Below are 18,068 nucleotides of genomic sequence, written 5' to 3'. Positions count from 1 at the left end.
ACCGGCTCAAGAACGAGCCACAGGAAGAGTTAAATGAAAGAGAGGGGCAGCGCCTTTCCGCTGCATAACCAGCAGGTTTCCAACTTAAACTCAGGCCCTTTTTGTCTATAGGACGGGGTCCACTAAAATAAGAGGGGGCTGGAAACCACGCTGGACGGGACTTTCAGCGCATAAACGGAACCGCTTTTGACTCACAAAAGAAGCAATTTGGAGAGGAATAGTTTTATGCGGATGTTATCAAGAACGGCAGCGAAAACAACACAGCTTCACAAGGCAAAACCAGTGCAGTTTTTCTCTCAAATGAGAGAACTCGCATTGAACCCGGGAGCACGTTTGGCCAGAAGTATGCGCTTATCACTACAACGCATAAATGGAACCGCTTGAATGCGGCACTAAAATACGTCATTTTGGCCTGTAGAATGTTGATAACTATGTGGATAACTCAAGTTGTCCACGCATAAACGGAACCGGATTTTAAGAGAATTTGCGCATAACGGGAACCGCTGGTACGCATAAAGGGAACCGCGAGCACGCATAAACGGAACCGGACACCACCTTCAAAGCCTTACTGGTAGCGGGTTTTCAGCCCCTTCCTGTAGTTTCTTCCTGTATTTACCTCTATAAGAATAACCTGTAGTAGAGAGCGCAAAAATGTTGACAAGTAGAAAAAAAATACATCAAATGCAGCGACACGCTTCGAGAATTCAGGTTATCAATGGAAGCTCCATGATGATGGAACCGAAGAACCCCTGACATTACCCAACTTCCCGGTAAAAAAGAGCCCCCCTTCAGGAGGGGAAGAAATGCAACCGGCTTCGCCGGTAGTTGTTTAAGGTCAAAATTCGAAATTCCGCCGTTCTAACGAACGATCTCCACGGCAAACACGCTCGGCAGCATTCTCCATCAGAACGTCTGCGAGAAGGCCCTCTACACGCGTTTTTGAGGCACTCAACATGAGTTCTGCCTGATCACCATGCGCTGAAGGCACCGTTGAGATATTCCTCAGTAGATGAACACCTGCAGAGCCAAGGTGATTGTTAACAAAAAATGTATACAAAACACCATTTGCCTTGGGCTCATATATGTAATAACATATATTGCTGTCATTCATTACTTATTGAGTGATTGATGGTTTGCTTACAAGCCAGCATGGCCCGATAAGAAAATATCTTCGAGACATTACTTGGACCCCATTTCCCCCAGATCAATGCGCCTTCGTTCCATGAACCGCAAACACATAGAGAATCATCACGATTCCGGTACGGTCCTGGCAGGCATAATCATGCTCGTGATTCTTTATGCGTTGAGCTTTTTCATGCAGGGATTCCTTTTTCTTGCTCTGACTATTTGCATCATCGCCGCCACTGAAACTATATGCCGAAAACGTTTTTCCAGCAGTCTCCTACAGATTCTCTCTCCGTTTCGCCATCCGCCGCTAACGCATTGGAACAGATCAGATCACTCCACAAAAAATGACGTCTGAACTATGGAGCACCAGGCAATCAGAAACCTCTCCACAGAACAGCGCCTGACGGCGGTCCAGCAGCGCAACGATCATCTGCTTTATTCCTACACTATCCACGGAACACCGGTTGCTCGTCAACAGGGCTTGAAGGGTGAGATCTACCTCTATGAGGCGGGTCATATTGTTGGATACATCGTCGATAAACTGCACAACAAACGAGCATTCATTTTCGCAACATGCAGCGGTACTGGCACCCATAAAGTCCCGGGTGTTTTTCCCGAGGTTCGTTTGCTGATTGAAACTCGATCGAAAGGTAAAACGCGGAGACTGGTGCAATACATCGAGTATGCCCGCAAAAACAAGATCGTGCTGGACAACCTGCCGGAAGACTTTTTTGTGAGACTGAACACCCTGCTCGAAGAGCGGAAAAACAGTTCACGAGACTTCAGAAATCTTCTCCAGCGGTGGGCATCATGAAGCGTTTTTTCCCACTCATTTCATGCACGGTGTTTCTGATAGCAGTCAGTGTGCTTTCAGTGATGCATCCCGAGAAAAAACTGATCTACAACTATACCGACAGTCTGCCTCACGGGTTCTATATGATCGAGAATGAACTGGTTCGCAAGGGCTCACTCATTGCCTTTCATCCGGCAAAAAAAATTCAACGGATGATGACGGAGAGGGGATACTTGAGGGAGGGGGGCTACCTCATGAAATTTGTGGCTGCTGAACCCGGAGATTCTGTCTGCACCCGGCAGGGAAAACTTCAGATCAATGGAGAGGATTTCGGCCGAATACTGGAGACGGATCGAAAGGGAAAAAGGCTGCCGGCTTACCGTTACAATGGTCGCCTCGAGGAAGGATACCTGGTCGCAATCAAAGGCAAAGAGGACAGCTTCGATTCGCGCTATTTTGGACCGATTTCGAAGGAAAGCGTGATCGGCATAGCCCGTCCCCTGTGGCTCTTCACAGGGACAAACCACACCCAATAAACCACCGGCATTTCTGCCGCCTTGCGGCAACAGAGTGCTACAGGGAATGCACAGAGAAAAGGCAGAAGAAAGATGGAAAGTTGTAGCGCAAGATAAAGAGCAGTTAACAGCCGCCTCATAAGGCGCTGTTTAACAATGCTTTAAGGTGTTAACACGGGGTGTTAGGGTATTAATAAAAACGGCTGGCATTAAGTGTAAGATTCTAATATGTAATGCTTTAGTAGGTTAACACCATCATTTACTGACTCATGGCACACGATGAAAATGAGTACTCGATCAGGCCGCGCATAAACGGAACCGCCCGAAAAGAGAAATCGCCCAGTCTCCGATCCCTGAAAATGCCAAAGGCCGGCAACCAGAAAAACTGGCGAAGTGCCGCTGCCGTTCGACCCTCTCACCCCTTCGCCAGACGTGTCATCATTAAAGCTCGCATTGTCAAGATGAATGCATATGGTCAGAAAGCTGCAGCCATGCACATCAGATATATAGAGCGTGGGGGAGTGGAAAAGGACGGTTCTCAAGGCAAGCTTTATGGTCCAAAAGAGACCATTGATCGGGATGATTTTATGCGTCCAATGGCAGAGGAATTGAACCAGTTCCGCTTCATTGTGTCACCAGAAGATGGGCATGAAATAGAGCTCACCGACTTCACAAAAAAGCTCATGCACCAGATGGAAAAAGATTTGGGACGTGAGCTCGAATGGGGTGCCGTGAATCACTATAACACCGATAATCCGCACGTTCATATCGTCGTCAGGGGTGTCGATTCGGCCGGCACCCAGCTTACCATCCATCCGAAATATATCGGTGAAGGCATGCGTTTCCGGGCGCAGGATATTGTGACCAATGAACTCGGCTGGAAAAGCGAGCTCGACATTCAGCATCAGGAAGAGCTGGAAATCGGTAAGGGAAAATTGACTGGACTGGACAGGAAAATTGCAGCTCTTTCTCGCGATGGATTAGTCGATGTGGGTTCATACCCCTATGACAAAATCGGAAGACTTTCACAGGCAAGAATCATGGCAAGGCTGGAGAAGCTGGAAGCGTTTGGCTATGCCGAACCGGCACAGCCGAGATGTTGGCGTCTGCATGATGACTGGCAGGATCAGCTTAAAAAACTCGGCGTGCGTGAGGAGATCTACCACACGATGCATGAGGCCGTTGGAGGTGATTCGCAACGGTATCGAATCAATGCGATGGAGGGAGAAGTGCATGGAAAAGTGGTCGGAAAAGGGCTCGAAAACGAGTTGCAGGACCGCTACTTCCTTATCGTTGAAGAGCCTTCCGGAGTAGCTCATTATGTGACCTTAGACACCGCACAGGATGCAGAAACGTATAAGCGGGGGGACTTGATTTCTATCAAAAAAGAACGAGAGCCATGGTTAAAAAAAGCCGATCCCATCATCGCCGCAGAGGCTGCAAGGAATGGTGGCATATACGATCCCAAAGAGCACCTCAAGGTTCTGGGTCCCGGTCGTGTCCAGCTCAATGACGGAGGCAGTGTACCGAGTCCTGATTTTGTTGCTGCACTCGAACGCAGATTGCAGCGTCTCCGTCGATACCGTATGGCAGAAATGGTGCCGGGTGGAGCGTGGAGAATTGAGGCAGGAATGGTTGAAAACTTGCGAAAACGAGATGCAGAAGGAGCGGTTGAGAAGTTGAAAATAGATCGTGTTTCAACCATGCCGTTGCGTGATCAGACAACGTACCGGGGGCGCACGTGGATTGACCGGTTTACGGCCATGAATGAGCCCTCTTCGGTATCACGACACGGGTTCGGAGCGGAGGTCCGCGAGAGCCTTCGTCGACGCATTGTTTTCCTCAACGAACTTGGTATTGACCCGTCCGATTCAGGACGGGGAAAACATCTTGATTCTCTCCAACGAAATGACCTGACAGAGCGACTCCAAAAGGGTAATGACCTTCAGGTAAAATCCCTCGTTGCCGGGGAGCGGATCAGGGGTGTTCTTACGGTTGCCGAAGGCCCTTTGCCGAACGGGAAAATGTATGCCCAGGTACTCGATCCTGCACGACGGGAGTTTGCCCTGGTGCCGTGGCAGAAAGAGTTCAGCAGCATGACAGGAAAACAGGTGGAAGTGGTTCACGATCTTGGGCGTGTGCAGGTACGTGGAATTGAAAGATCAAGAGGAAGATGAGCTGATGAAAAACAATCGTTCGGTCAATGTCTTTTATGGTCATGTCGCCACCGGTGTGGCCTCCATGTTTTTCGGAACATGGCTTTCCACACAGTATGTGGCGTATGCCCTTGGTTATCAGGCACAGCTTGGGCCATTCGCTTTCGTGCTGTTTGGTATCCCCATCTACGAGCCTTGGGCATGGTTCATGTGGGCCTACCATTATGAACCCTATGCACCGCAGGTTTTCTCCATGGCGAGCTGGATCACCTATGGAAGCTTTTTCTTCATGGTGTGCGTCATGGTTGTTCTGGCCATCCATCGGGCAAAAAAAGGGGGCCAGACCGGTGCTTACGGTACAGCACGGTGGGCAACGGAAAAGGAACTTGCCGATTCCGGGTTGTGTGGGGATCATGGTGTGGTGCTTGCCCAGTCAAATGATGCCCGTTTTCATACTGAGGCTAACGCAGAAGGCGATGTCCAGTGGATCATGGATCGTTCAGGCAAAGCTCTTCTGCGGCACAATGGACCGGAGCATGTGTTTTGTTTCGCTCCTACCAGAAGCGGCAAGGGTATTGGCCTGGTGATTCCTACGATGTTGACCTGGCCGGCCTCGGTGATTGCATACGATATCAAGAAAGAGCTCTGGACGGCGACTGCAGGTTGGCGCCAGCAGTTTTCCCACTGCTGGCGGTTTGAGCCAACCGCTCCTGATTCCGTTCGATTTAACCCGCTGCTTGAAATCAGGAAAGGGGAGTACGAGGTCCGCGATGTGCAGAATGTAGCGGACATTCTTGTCGATCCTGATGGATCAAAGGAGCGGCACGACCACTGGGAGAAAACCGGACACTCCCTGCTTGTCGGCGTGATTCTGCATGTCCTCTATGCGGAAAAAGATAAAAGCCTGTCGGGTGTTGCCAATTTTCTCTCTGACCCGGGGCGGGGGATTGCCGACACGCTTAACTTCATGCTGAGCTATCCGCATCTCGGTGATCGACCGCATCCGGTGGTTGCTGCCTGTGCGAGAGAAATGATGAACAAGTCGGAAAACGAACTGTCCGGCGTTGTCTCAACGGCCATGAGCTTTCTCGGTCTCTATCGGGACCCCATCATTGGTCGTAATACAGCTGTTTCAGACTTCTGTATTCAGGACCTGATGTATGCTGACAGGCCAGTATCACTGTATCTCGTTGTCCCTCCGAGCGATATTGATCGAACAAAGCCACTTATAAGGCTTATATTAAACCAGTTAGGTCGAAGGTTGACTGAACAGCTGGAAATGCCGGGTACGCATAAACGGAACCGGCTGCTCATGATGCTCGATGAGTTCCCTAGCCTTGGCCGGCTTGGTTTTTTTGAAACCGAACTGGCATTTATGGCTGGATACGGCATCAAATGCTTCATGATTGCCCAGAGCCTGAACCAGATCGAAAAGGCGTACGGTCAAAACAATTCGATTCTCGACAACGCCCATGTCCGGGTGACTTATGGAGCCTTGGATGAGCGGACGGCCAAGCGGATTTCCGATTTGCTGGGCCAGGCGACTGAGAAGCGTGTTCAGAAAAACCTTGCGGGTGGTAGGCTTTCTCCCTGGCTAGGGCATATTATGGAATCCGAACAGGAAACACCCCGACCTCTCTTGACGCCAGGAGAGATCTTGCAGCTGCCGGGATCCGAGGCGCTGGTCATGGTTGGTAATCTTCCGCCCTACCGAGCGAAGAAGATTATGTACTATCAGGATCCACGGTTCAGTCAACGAGCCTGGTTACCGGCGCCGGATGGCCATGAGGAGCAATGGCGGGAGCTGATTCGCCAGCCAGAGAACCATTGGTTTTCTTCACCGCGCACTGAACCTCAGAGTACAGGCCCGTGTTGTGATGGGACGGTCACGGATGGTCTTGCCGCTACAGGTGGTGTTGATACGGTTCTCACCGAGAGGGACCATGAGGTCGAGCTCCCAGATGCTGCTATCCCGGAACATGATATGGCAATGCCGGAAATACCTGAATCGTGCCTTCTGGCTTCATCCTTGATGGATGAGGCTGAGGATGTCAGGGGGCACGAGCCTGACGATGATTTTGATCGAAAAAGTATCCGTAACCGTTCGGCAGAACGGAGCCGGCAAATTGAATTTGGCAGTAACAACTTTGGCGGAGGAGATCTACCCCTATGACGACCAAGCGCAAGAACATCCATCCATACCTTTCTCCGGAACTATACCAGCGATTCAAGTCATATTGCAAGCAGAAAGGGGTGACGGAAACCAGCGTTGTCGAATCTGCTTTGGCCCAGTACCTCGATGAAAAATGTGATCTGGCCTTGATTCTCAAAAAGCTTGACCGTATTGGACGGGGAGTGAACCGTGTTGATAATCAGGTGAATATTTCTGCTGAGGCCTTCGGCCTTTTTCTGCAGTACTGGTTTGCCCATACCCCTGAAATTGCCGAGGAGGAAAAATCGTTGGCCAACGCTGATGCCAAAAGGCGGTATCGGGCGTTTATCGAATTCCTTACCCAGCGCCTTGGGGCCGGCTCCCGTTTTACCGATGAGCTTGTGAAAGACTTTGTGGTCGGTGATGATGATGAACTTCGTCAAGCCACGAGGCTTGCTGAAGGCCAAACCGAATAAAAATATCCTTGCAGCCACTTTTTTTTGCCTCCAGACCAGCCGTGCGCATATATATTTAATAGCTGTTATTCCCGCCTGTCTTTCAGCCAATTCCCTCCATTCCGATATTTTATGAGACAATTGGGGCATTTCTCGCCCTTATTGTCCGTTCTGGTCTGCCGCCCGGTCAGCGTATATATATTTTTTTGTATTTATTAATAATTTATTAACATCTCCTATAGGTATTGATCTGTTCATTAGTGTTGTGCTTTCCAAGCGTTATGCCCCCGTCAAAAGACATTATTCGTACCAGAAAGAGCGACGCCCTGCGTATAGCTTTAGCTCCGATTGCCGAGTATCTCAATGATGCTGCGATTGTCGAGATTATGGTCAATGCCGATGGACGGATCTGGGTCGATGCGGTCGGTCGAGGGATGTACTGTACTGGTACGGTCATGCATGCCGACGAGGTTGAACGCATCATCCGTTTGCTTGCTTCTGCTGTCAATAGTGAGGTCAACGATCGTCACCCATCGCTTTCGGCCAAGCTGCCCGAGTGGGGCGCACGAGTTCAGGCCTCTGTGCCTCCGATTGTAGCATCTCCCGTTTTTTCCCTCCGTATGCCAGCCCAACTGGTTTATTCTCTCGATGACTATGTCGCTACCGGAATTCTCGAGGAAGATGATGCGTCAGTGCTTCGGAATGCTGTCAGGGAAAGAAAGAATATTCTTGTTGGCGGCGGTACCGGCAGTGGTAAGACGACATTTGTCAATGCTCTTCTCAAGGAAGTTGCGGAAACCGGGGACCGAATCTACATCGTCGAAGACAATGCAGAGCTGCAATGCGATGCTGAAAACAAGCTTGAAGTGCTTGTGCAGCCACCCGTCTACACCCATCAGCGAGCCATCATGGATGCGCTCCGGTTTCGTCCCGACAGAATTATTGTCGGAGAGGTACGGGACGGTGCAGCGCTCGAAATGCTGAAAGCCTGGAATACAGGCCATCCGGGCGGGATCGCCACCATCCATGCCAATAGCACGGTCTCGATGCTTGATCGCCTTTGCCAGCTGTGTGAAGAAGCCATGCCCCACGCTCCCCGCTATCTCATTGCCGAAGCGGTCGATATCTGTGTTCATATCCGTCGCGATGCAGATCATCCTGCCGGACGTTCAATAAGCGGGATCGTCGAAGTCCTGGGGGAAGATGGCGTGCATTGGAGCACCCGCCCGGCACGACTACCCAATAACTGGAAAGTATCGGCATAAGTTAAGCCGTACTCATAGCGATTGCCTGATGGGGATTTTTGTGCGCCATGGTATTAACAAAATATTAACACCAGTTAACTCATATCGTTTTTTCTCGAAGGAACATTTCACTAACAGCCAATCCGATCCATCCTTATGAAACCACAACTTTCTGCTCGCGTTGCCCTGCTTGCCGGCATGTTGCTGCTCCTTGCTACACATCCCGTTTTTGCCTCGTCAACAGGCATGCCGTGGGAAACGCCGTTGAACCAGCTGCTTGATTCACTTACCGGTCCTGTCAGCAGAGTGCTTGGTGCAGTCGCCATTGTGGGGCTGGGTATCGGAGTGGCCTTCAGCGAAGGCGGCGGTATGATGCGCAAGGCTCTCTGGGTAGTCATGGGGCTTGCCATTGCATTCAATGCCCTGACATGGGGGCTTTCATTCATGGGGTTTGGTGGGGGAGTGATCATATGACGGACGGTTATGAAATTCCGGTGCATCGGTCGTTGACGGAAGTGATCCTGCTTGGTGGGGTGCCGCGTACACCGGCAGTGCTTCTCTGGACCATTGCTGCAGCGCTTGGGTTCGGCATGCAGCAGCTCTGGGTACTGCCGGTTGCCGTGGTCCTGCATATGGTGCTTGTCGGCCTGACGCGGAGAGATCCATTCTTTTTCGATGTGTTCATCCGTGCGTTGAAATCCCCTAAACGCCTTGATCCGTAACCCCATGATCAATCTTAGACAGTATCGTCCATCTACAAACCGGTTACCGGATTACCTGCCCTGGGCGGCTCTGGTCGCACCTGGGGTTATCCTCCAGAAAGATGCCTTTTTGCAGAAGACATTTGGGTTCCGGGGTCCTGACCTGGCCAGTTCATCGCAGTCCGAGCTGGTGTCGGCCGTGGCCAGGCTCAATAATGCCCTCAAACGACTTGGTTCCGGCTGGAGCCTGTTTATCGAGGCTCAGCGTTTTCATCTTTCCGAGTACCAAGGGGCCAGCTGGTCAAGAAAAGGACCCTGGCTGCTTGATCGTGAACGGAGAGGACAGTTTGAGGAAAAGGGGAGCCATTTTGAAAGCGCCTATTTCCTCACCTTTGTCTGGGCCATGCAGGGGATGAAAAGCAAGAAAGTCTCGGGGCTGTTTTATGACGATCCGGAATGTGAGGCCGATTCGGCGATCGAAAACCATCGCGATATAGATTTTTTTACCAAATCCTGCCATGAAATCGCCGATCTCATGCGCGGGGTGTTTGTCGATGTCGTTGAGCTCGATGACGATCAGACCCTGACCTATCTGCATAGCACGATTTCAACAAACCGCCATGTCGTGAAATGCCCGGATGTTCCGATGTATCTCGATGCCCTGCTTCCGGACCAGGCGCTGACCGTTGCGGATATCCCCATGCTTGGGGACCAGTTTATTCCAACTGTGACCATTACCGGATTTCCTTCCACGTCCTTGCCGGGAATCCTGGACGAGCTCAACCATCTGGAGATTGAGTACCGGTGGGTGACACGGTATATCTGTCTCGACAAGGACGATGCCCGCAAGGAGATTGAGAAGTTCCGGCGGCAGTGGTGGTCAAAGAGGAAAAACCTCTTCACCATGCTGAAGGAAGAAGCGACCAAGGAGCCTTCGGCACTTCTTGACAGCGATGCATCCAACAAGGCTGCTGATGCAGATGCGGCACTGCAGGAGCTTGGGGAGGACCTGGTTTCGTTCGGGCTTATGACTTGCACGGTGACGGTGACACATCCCGACCTTCAGGAAGCCATGCGCCGGATCAGGAGGATCAAGCAGGTCATCCAGAGCAGAGGGTTTACGGTAAAGGAGGAGACTCTCAACAGCAAGGAAGCTTGGCTGGGCAGTCTGCCAGGGCATGTCTATGCCAATGTCCGCCGGCCGATCGTCAGCACTTTGAACCTTGCTCACATGATGCCGTTATCGGCCATCTGGGCGGGAGATCAGGAAAACGCCCACTTGAGAGAGGTGACAGGACTCGGGACCTATCATCTCATGTGTTCAACCACAGGCAGCACTCCCTTCAGGCTCAACCTGAATGTCGGTGATGTCGGCCACACGCTGGTACTGGGCCCGACGGGTGCCGGTAAATCGACGCTCCTCTCTATGCTTGCCTTGCAGTGGTTGCGTTATCCTGGTGCTCAAGTGGTCATTTTCGACAAGGACCGCTCTGCCAGATCAGCGACGCTGGCGGCAGAAGGGGAGTATTACGAGCCAGCGGCCAATGATGAGTCACTTTCATTTCAGCCGCTTTCCTCTATTGACGATCAGGGCGAGCGGATCTGGGCTGCCGAGTTTGTGCTGCTCTTGCTGAAGGAGCAGCATGTCGAAGAAACGCCTGCAATCAAGAAGGAAATTGATTCAGCCCTTGTCAATCTTGCCAGTTATGAGCGGGAGATGCGCACGTTGACGGTTTTTGCCGACCTCGTGCAGTCTAAAGAGGTGCGTGACGCCTTGCGCCCTTATACGATGCAGGGGAATTATGGTTCAATTTTCGATGCCTCGGAAGAAGTCCTTCCGGCCAGCCACTGGCTGACGATCGAAATGAGCGCTTTGATGGCAATGAATCAGGAAGCAGTCATTCCGGCGCTGTTCTACCTCTTTCATTCGGTAGAGCGGCGATTCGATGGCCGTCCTACGCTGCTTGTGCTTGATGAAGCCTGGCTGTTTCTCAAACATCCTGTCTTTATGAACCAGCTTCAAAGCTGGCTGAAAACGCTCAGGAAAAAGAATGTCTATGTGGTTTTTGCTACGCAGGAAGTTGCTGATGCCGCAGGATCGCCCATCATGGCAACCATTCTTTCAGCTTGCCATACAAAAATCTATCTGCCCGACGAAGAGGCCCTGACGCCGGCCATGGCAGAAACCTATACCCGTTTTGGCCTTTCTGATGCCGAGATCCATCTCCTGTCGTTCCTCCAGGCAAAACGGGACTACTACTACCGATCAGTGAATGGCCACCGGGTGTTCAACCTGAACATGGGTCCGGTGGCGCTTGCATTTGCCGGAATGTCCAGTCCTGACGACCAGAAGTTCATGGCTGAGCTTACAAAAGCCGAACCACCGAGCCAATGGGCCGCACAAATGTTGCGGTACCGGAATCTTGATTGGGCAGCTGAGCTGGTTGAGTCCGTGTCCTCTGTTCCCTTGCAGTCATAATTTCTTAACCCTAACAGGTTTCAGGATGAAAAGATCATTTAAGCCGTGGCTGGCGAGCACTGTTGTGCTGGCTGGATTAGCGCTCCCCATGCAGACTTCTCCCCGGGATGCCGTTGCATCGATGCCGGTAATCGACGTGGCAAATCTGGAACAAAGCATGTTGACTGCGGTTAGATCAGCACAGCAAATAGAGAACCAGCTTGAGTCGATTCGCAATCAGGTCAGAACGCTCTCAACCCTGCCCTCAAGCAGTTATGATCCCTTGCACTCGATATACGGGAACAATCTGCAGGAACTCGATGCGCTCATTGCCGATGTGCAGGGGATCAGTTTCGACCTGAACCAGATTGACGGGCAATATAATCAGCTCTACCCATCAGGGACATGGGACGGGCGGAGCAGTGCCGAGTATGCACAGTATAACCGAAGCTGGAGTCAGCAAATGATGGAGGCAGCCAGAACGGCTATGCGAGGGCAAAGCGTCATTAGCAGATCAAGGGGCTATAACCAGGCGGCAATGAACATTTTGAGTGGCAGTACCGCAGCGGATGGAGAAGTCCGGCAGATTCAGGCGACCAATCAGATGCTTTCAGTTGTTTCTGCTCAGCTGAATGGGCTGACGGAAAACCTGTCTACAAGTTCCCGGTTAAATGCCATGGCTGCGGCGGAAGGGGCTCAAAGAAGGGCGGCTGAGCAGGCGTATAAAGAAAAACTCATCAATGGATATGGGGGAATGAATACTACCCCAGACCCCATAACTCTTCCACCAATTAAATAAGGAGTATCAGCATGCTCAAGTCACGCTACAGGGTCAAGCAGTATGTAATGTTAGCAATATTTATTTCCGTCGCTATATGCTCGTTTGGTTGTGCACCGGGTAATGAGGAGGAAGTTCAACGAGAAAAGCGAAATGAGCAATTGTTGAAAGGATATGGAAATCGAGATACTTCTCTACATCCAATCAAGTTTCCTGCCATTAAACGATAAGGACTGACATGGATCCAGGAATTCTGACCACGACACTCAATCATTTTCTGTTAGCGTTCAGTTCGGGTTGGAGTAATCTCCAGCCAGCTATCAATTATCTCATAGCCACCCTACTGGGCATTGAGATTGTCATGATGGGCTTGTGGTGGGCTCTTGGCGGGGGCGAACAGCTCGCGGCAGTTATGAAAAAGATCCTGTATTTGGGGTTCTGGCTGTGGATCGTCAGGCAGTTTCCTCAATTGGCTAATGCCTTTGTTGGATCACTCATTCAGGCCGGGCAAATCGCTGGGGGAGGGACTGGTGGCGGCGGAAGCTTATATGATCCTTCAAATATCATCGATTATGGGATCAACACAACTGCCCCAATGGTCGATCAGATAATGAATATGGGGATCACGGAAGTAGTCAATGGGCTGATTTTAGCCTTGAGTTATATCATGATCATGCTTGCCTACATCCTGATCGCCTGGCAGATCTTTTATGCCGTGCTGGAATTCTATCTCGTAACGGCATTGGTCGGGATTTTTCTTCCATTCGGTTTTCTGGAGCAGACCAAGTTTCTCGCTGAAAAAGCCCTTGGAGCCGTCATCTCTTCAGGCATAAAGCTGATGGTGCTCGCCTTCATCATGGCTGTGATCGAACCGGTGTTGAGTACCCTCAGTTTTTCTGGTGACCTAACTCTCACCCAGATCTGGAGTGTGCTTCTTACAGTCGGGGCAATCGCTTTTCTGGCATGGAATGCCCCGGGAGTTGCCGCTGGGTTAATGGCCGGAAGCCCGAGCTTGAGCTCGGGGACAGCTGTTCAGAATATGATCGTCGGAGGCACGGCAGCGGCTTTAGCTGCAGGCGGTGTGGTGGCAGCTACGCGATCTGCTGTTCAGGGCATCAGTGGCGGAGCAGCTGCAATGATGGGAAAAACTGGTGCTGCCGCCTCTGGTAGTGGTTCCGCGTTAGCTTCATCTGGCGCTTCAAGTGCTTCTGGTATGGGGGGTGGTGCGAGTGGAGCCTCATCCATGGGTTCTTCCTCATCACCCGACAAAGGTCCTACAGGTGGTGGGTCCGGAGGCGGCAAGGGCGAGGGAGGGGCTGAAAAAGGCCAAGCGCCCAACTGGGCAAAGCAGGCCATGCATGCGATGCATGCTCCCGAAGAGGCAAGGCCTTCTGGGGGGAGTGCTACCCCAAAACTGTAGTCAGCAATATTAACCTCTTACCCTCGTATCCATCATGAAAGGCACTTCAAAAAAATGGTCTCCAGCCGGAGAGCTCGACACCCCGTATAAACGAGCTGCGCAAGAGTGGGATGACCGGATAGGCAGTGCAGTAGTGCAGGCTAATAACTGGCGTCTGGCCACCTTTGCAACGATTGTGTTTGTTGCCCTTCCTTCGATCTGCGGGATGATTTATCTCGGAGCACAGCCCAAGGCGATGCCTCACATTGTTGAGGTTGGTGTTGACGGCAGTGCTGCCTATCGGGGAGAAATTGGCAAGTCATGGGCGCAATTCAAGCCTTCGGACCCCTCGATCAGGTATCATCTGCAGCGGTTTGTCCAGAATACCCGGATGATCAGCAGCGATTCGGGGGTCATCAAGCAGCATTGGCTTGATGCATTTAAACTGGTTACACCGAAAGCGGCAAATACCCTTTCGGCCTATGTCCAGAAAAACGATCCCTTTGTTCGGGCCGCCAAGGAAAGAGTGAATGTCGATATCATTTCAATGGTGAGGGTGTCGGAAGAAAGCTGGCAGGTGGACTGGAAGGAAAGTCAGTGGGGGACAATGGGAGAGCCTTTAGGTGAGAGCTATTGGAGAGGCATTTACAAGGTTGTTCTCAAGAAGCCTGAAAATGAACGGCAGCTCGAAGCAAATCCAATCGGCCTCTTTATTGATGAGTTCAACATCGCACAAATTTACAGGTAACAGTCACCCCTAATCAAGACCAGATCATGAATAAAAGAACAACGGCGATTGTCTCTCTGTTGGTGGCAACCGGGCTTTCGGGCTCTGAAGTCCATGCAACCCCATGGAAGGTAATCGACAACGCAAACCGTAGCGCCCAGATCAACCCTGATGCTCATGGTTACATGAATGCCATCATGCAATATGATTATGAGCCTGGGCAGCTTTATCAGGTATATGGAGCGCCTTTGCGCATTACCGATATCCAGTTTGAACCCGGGGAATATCTGACATCTGAGCCTGTTGGAGGCGATGCCATCCGATGGATCCTTGCAAGAACCAAAAGCAAGATCAACGGTATTGACCAAGAGCATATCTATGTTAAGCCGACCCGTCCGGGGCTCAAAACAACACTGAGCATCAATACCAATCTTCGGACCTATCACATTGAGTTGACCAGTTACGAGCAGACCTACATGCCGGCGGTCAGCTGGAACTACGAACAGTACAACATGCAGCAGATCCGGCAGGAGACAGAATCCTCCATCGAGCCGAAAGTGAATCTTTCCGCACTGAGCTTCCAGTACCGCATCAAGGTGCAAAAGGGCGGTAAGCCAAGCTGGATGCCCGTCAAGGTTTTTGATGATGGACAGAAGACCTTCATTCAGTTTCCGCAGGCCATGCTGAGCCATGAATCTCCAGCCCTGTTTGTACTCGGCCGGAGCGGTGACATCCAGCTCGTCAATTTCCGCCAGAAGGATGATTACTACATCGTCGACCGCCTCTTTGACCGGGCCGAACTCAGAGCCGGTGAAAAAGGCCGGAATATCATTCGAATCACCAAATCACGATAGCGATGATGGACGCGCATACCCCTAAACCACCAGGAGATCGTATGGATGATCCTCATGGCTCCAAGATCTCTCCCGATGATCCCCGTCTTCGGCTTCCGACGATGAAAAGTCGATCACTGAAAAAGGCTCCCGTCATTGTGATCGGCACCGCCCTCTTGACTGTTCTGCTGGTTGCCATGAGTCTTGCCATGTGGCCAAAAGCGAAGAAAGCAGCAGTCAAGGAAGAGCCGGATACGGTTACACAGCAGTTTGTGATTCCGGATGTGGTTCGCCATGGCCCCGGCAACACCGATCCTGTAACAGCTCCATCCGTTCCCGATGACTATCCCCAGCTCGGCGAACCCTTGCCTGGAGACTTGGGGCACGCCATGATTCAGCAGGACGGATCTCATGCTGGAGGCCAGTATCAGGCGGAGAGCCCTGAAGAAGCTGAACGTGATGCCGCATTGAAAGCCAGTCCCTTCTTCGGCGGCGGCAACAATACCGCAACCGGAAGTTCAGCGGCAGGCGCTGCTTATGCTGCAACCGGGCAGGGGACATTACCCCCAGCTCCGGCAGCAAGTCCGTATGGACGGGACCAGAATATGCAGGACAGGAAAAACGATTTCTATTCAGCGGCAGGCGGCGACGAGAAGGAATATCTCTCCAAGTCGATGCATCAGCCCGTCAGTCGTTATGAAGTGAAAGCCGGATCAATCATCCCGATCCTGCTCGTGACCGGGATTAATTCCGATCTGCCGGGCAGCGCTATTGGCCTGGTGAACCAGCATGTCTATGACACCCGCTCCGGAGCACACCTCCTGATCCCCCAAGGGACCCGGGTGGTCGGCAAATATGACAGCATGGCCTCCTATGGGCAGAAACGGGTCCTCGTGAGTTGGAATCGCCTGATTCGTCCTGATGGCAGTTCAATCGTGCTGGAGAATATGCCTGGTGCTGATCTTTCTGGCAATGCAGGTTACCAAGACAAGGTGGACAACCACTTTGACCGGCTTGTCGGGGGCGTCGTGCTTTCCTCAATGCTCTCGGTTGGCGCAACGATTTCTCAAGGGACATACAGTGATAGCGATGATATGTCGACCCAGCAGCGAATGGCCGCTTCTCTGGGGCAGAATGTCGCCAGTGCCGGGGGGCAGATCACCCGCAAAAACCTTGACATCCAACCCAGCCTCAAGATTCTTGCCGGACAGGCAGTCAACATCCTTGTCAACAAGGACATGATTATCAAGCCCTATAACCCATAAACCTGATACCATGCAAACACTCAACATCGACATCAAGGCGCAGCAGGAGCCCGTCAAAAAAAGCTTTATCCTGCCGAAAGAGACCGCTGATGCGCTTGATCTCTATGTGCAACTCGCGCAAAAAGAGTTTCCGGGGGTCACCGAAACAGATGTGGTCACGGCAATGCTAACTGCCCACATGAAAAAGGACAAGTTTTTTCAGGCCCAGCAGAAAAAGCGAATCGCCTATCATGGCCGAAAGCCACAAAGATCTGCGGCCACTGGCGGAATGCACGAAGAAAGCCGCGAAGTGGCCTAAAGTCCACGCAGGAGCGCCCTTAATTCCAGAAGCCAGCGGGGTGGAGGCGGCTCAACAGCCATGAATGCATATAAAAGCATTGGCCGGGGTAGCTCCCGGTCTTTTTATGATTTTGATAATAAGAAGAATATTATTATTCTGATGATTATTGAGTCAACTCAAAGGAGATCCGTCATGGAAATCAGTAGTGAAATTCGCACACGCATCATTGCCGCCGCCGACAAGCTGTTCGATGAGGCGGCACGAGAGAAGTTTCCCCCTGTGGATCAGGTCCGCCGTCTTGCAAAGGCCGATATGAACACCACGAGTGCCGTGATGAAAGACTGGAGGCGTCAGCAAACAGCCGCATCTCCTGGGGCTGCTGCTATTGAAGTTCCGGCCCGTATACAGGAGGTCTTCCGGAATGCGCTGGCCGAAGCTTGGCAGGCAGCATTGGATATGACCAATGAGACGTTGCATGCCGCTCAGCAGGTATGGGAGACTGAGCGGCAGGAGGCAGAGCTGTTGCGCGGTGAGGTATCCGAGGCCTATGAAGTGCAAGCCAAGGAGTTCGGTGAAGTTCGCCAGCAATTGGTGGCGGCGCTGGAAAGGGCAGAGGCTGCTGAGATGCTACAGTCAGAGCAGGCCAAAGAGCTGCTGGCTTTGGGGACAGCGAAATCGCTGCTCACGAACAATGTTGAGCAGCTAACTTCCGAATTGGATATTAATAAGGGCAAGCTGGATGCTACCCGATCAGAGCTCGCATTAGTGCAGGCGAAGGCTGATATGAAGGTCTCGAAAGCCGTCGAGCGCTATAAGGAAGCTGCCTTGCGGCTTGATGATGTGCAGGGTGAGATGGAAGGGCTGAAACGGGAGTCGGCTGAAGCGATCAGGAAGGCTGATCGGGCAACGAGGGACGCTCGTGAGCATGCGGCCGGTCTGGCTGGTCAGCTGGAGGCGCTGAAGGCGCATAATCGAGAGCTGATGGCGGCCTTGAAGAGTGGCAAAGCCGGTAAACATGGCGAGTGAACGACTGCCTGAATCAGCGAATCACTTTCCGCCGTAATCAGGCATAGAAAAGAATGGGTTTCCCGCAACTAGAACTATATTTCAGCAACAGCGCCATAGAGGATTCGTCAGCCGGGGTTATCAGATGCGGCGCAAAAGATAGAACAACAATCCTCTCA

16 protein-coding genes are annotated in these 18,068 nt (G+C 51.7%); all 16 read left to right on the top strand.

Annotated elements, in window-relative coordinates; translation table 11 throughout:
• Positions 1-1,486 precede the first annotated feature (1,486 nt).
• The 16 genes from E0L29_RS10885 to E0L29_RS10810 all read left to right on the top strand — a co-directional run bounded on the left by E0L29_RS10885 (position 1,487) and on the right by E0L29_RS10810 (position 17,910).
• Positions 1,487-1,942, top strand: a complete 456-nt coding sequence (locus E0L29_RS10885) for a hypothetical protein (protein ID WP_131358955.1) — start codon at positions 1,487-1,489, stop codon at positions 1,940-1,942.
• On the top strand, positions 1,939-2,457 hold the full coding sequence (gene traF, locus E0L29_RS10880) for a conjugative transfer signal peptidase TraF (RefSeq protein WP_131358952.1): 519 nt from the start codon (positions 1,939-1,941) through the stop codon (positions 2,455-2,457). Before E0L29_RS10885 ends, traF begins: the two co-directional genes overlap by 4 nt.
• A 248-nt stretch (positions 2,458-2,705) precedes the next feature.
• Positions 2,706-4,613: a DUF3363 domain-containing protein gene (locus E0L29_RS10875; RefSeq protein ID WP_131358949.1), complete on the top strand. Its 1,908-nt coding sequence runs from the start codon at positions 2,706-2,708 to the stop codon at positions 4,611-4,613.
• A 4-nt stretch (positions 4,614-4,617) separates the two neighbouring features.
• Positions 4,618-6,765 carry an IncP-type conjugal transfer protein TraG gene (traG, locus tag E0L29_RS10870; RefSeq protein ID WP_131358957.1) on the top strand — a complete coding sequence of 716 codons (2,148 nt, stop codon included), beginning with the start codon at positions 4,618-4,620 and terminating at the stop codon, positions 6,763-6,765.
• Positions 6,762-7,220, top strand: coding sequence for a hypothetical protein (locus E0L29_RS10865; RefSeq protein ID WP_131358946.1), 459 nt, complete (start codon positions 6,762-6,764; stop codon positions 7,218-7,220). The genes traG and E0L29_RS10865 overlap by 4 nt, the downstream gene beginning before the upstream one ends.
• A gap of 260 nt (positions 7,221-7,480) precedes the next feature.
• Positions 7,481-8,464, top strand: coding sequence for a P-type conjugative transfer ATPase TrbB (trbB, locus tag E0L29_RS10860; protein ID WP_131358943.1), 984 nt, complete (start codon positions 7,481-7,483; stop codon positions 8,462-8,464).
• 135 nt (positions 8,465-8,599) lie between these two features.
• Positions 8,600-8,917 (top strand): TrbC/VirB2 family protein, encoded by a 318-nt coding sequence (locus tag E0L29_RS10855; protein WP_131358940.1) that lies wholly within the window; start codon positions 8,600-8,602, stop codon positions 8,915-8,917.
• The gene (locus E0L29_RS10850) at positions 8,914-9,165 is read left to right on the top strand and encodes a VirB3 family type IV secretion system protein (protein ID WP_131358937.1); all 252 of its coding nucleotides are present in this window, start codon (positions 8,914-8,916) and stop codon (positions 9,163-9,165) included. The genes E0L29_RS10855 and E0L29_RS10850 overlap by 4 nt, the downstream gene beginning before the upstream one ends.
• A gap of 4 nt (positions 9,166-9,169) precedes the next feature.
• Positions 9,170-11,623: a conjugal transfer protein TrbE gene (gene trbE, locus E0L29_RS10845; protein WP_131358934.1), complete on the top strand. Its 2,454-nt coding sequence runs from the start codon at positions 9,170-9,172 to the stop codon at positions 11,621-11,623.
• Between the two features lie 25 nt (positions 11,624-11,648).
• On the top strand, positions 11,649-12,401 hold the full coding sequence (locus tag E0L29_RS10840) for a conjugal transfer protein (protein ID WP_131358931.1): 753 nt from the start codon (positions 11,649-11,651) through the stop codon (positions 12,399-12,401).
• A gap of 217 nt (positions 12,402-12,618) precedes the next feature.
• The gene (gene trbL / locus E0L29_RS10835) at positions 12,619-13,800 is read left to right on the top strand and encodes a P-type conjugative transfer protein TrbL (RefSeq protein WP_131358928.1); all 1,182 of its coding nucleotides are present in this window, start codon (positions 12,619-12,621) and stop codon (positions 13,798-13,800) included.
• Positions 13,801-13,834: 34 nt separating this feature from the next.
• Positions 13,835-14,527: a conjugal transfer protein TrbF gene (trbF, locus tag E0L29_RS10830; protein WP_131358926.1), complete on the top strand. Its 693-nt coding sequence runs from the start codon at positions 13,835-13,837 to the stop codon at positions 14,525-14,527.
• 26 nt (positions 14,528-14,553) lie between these two features.
• The gene (trbG, locus tag E0L29_RS10825) at positions 14,554-15,360 is read left to right on the top strand and encodes a P-type conjugative transfer protein TrbG (protein WP_131358923.1); all 807 of its coding nucleotides are present in this window, start codon (positions 14,554-14,556) and stop codon (positions 15,358-15,360) included.
• A gap of 41 nt (positions 15,361-15,401) precedes the next feature.
• On the top strand, positions 15,402-16,604 hold the full coding sequence (locus tag E0L29_RS10820) for a TrbI/VirB10 family protein (protein WP_131358921.1): 1,203 nt from the start codon (positions 15,402-15,404) through the stop codon (positions 16,602-16,604).
• A gap of 10 nt (positions 16,605-16,614) precedes the next feature.
• Positions 16,615-16,902 carry a DUF2274 domain-containing protein gene (locus tag E0L29_RS10815; protein WP_131358918.1) on the top strand — a complete coding sequence of 96 codons (288 nt, stop codon included), beginning with the start codon at positions 16,615-16,617 and terminating at the stop codon, positions 16,900-16,902.
• Between the two features lie 60 nt (positions 16,903-16,962).
• The gene (locus E0L29_RS10810) at positions 16,963-17,910 is read left to right on the top strand and encodes a DNA-binding protein (protein ID WP_131358915.1); all 948 of its coding nucleotides are present in this window, start codon (positions 16,963-16,965) and stop codon (positions 17,908-17,910) included.
• The last annotated feature ends 158 nt before the right edge of the window (positions 17,911-18,068 follow it).

The organism is Chlorobium sp. N1 (assembly GCF_004332115.1).
GTDB lineage: Bacteria > Bacteroidota > Chlorobiia > Chlorobiales > Chlorobiaceae > Chlorobium.
This window is presented reverse-complemented; position numbering and strand designations above follow the sequence as displayed.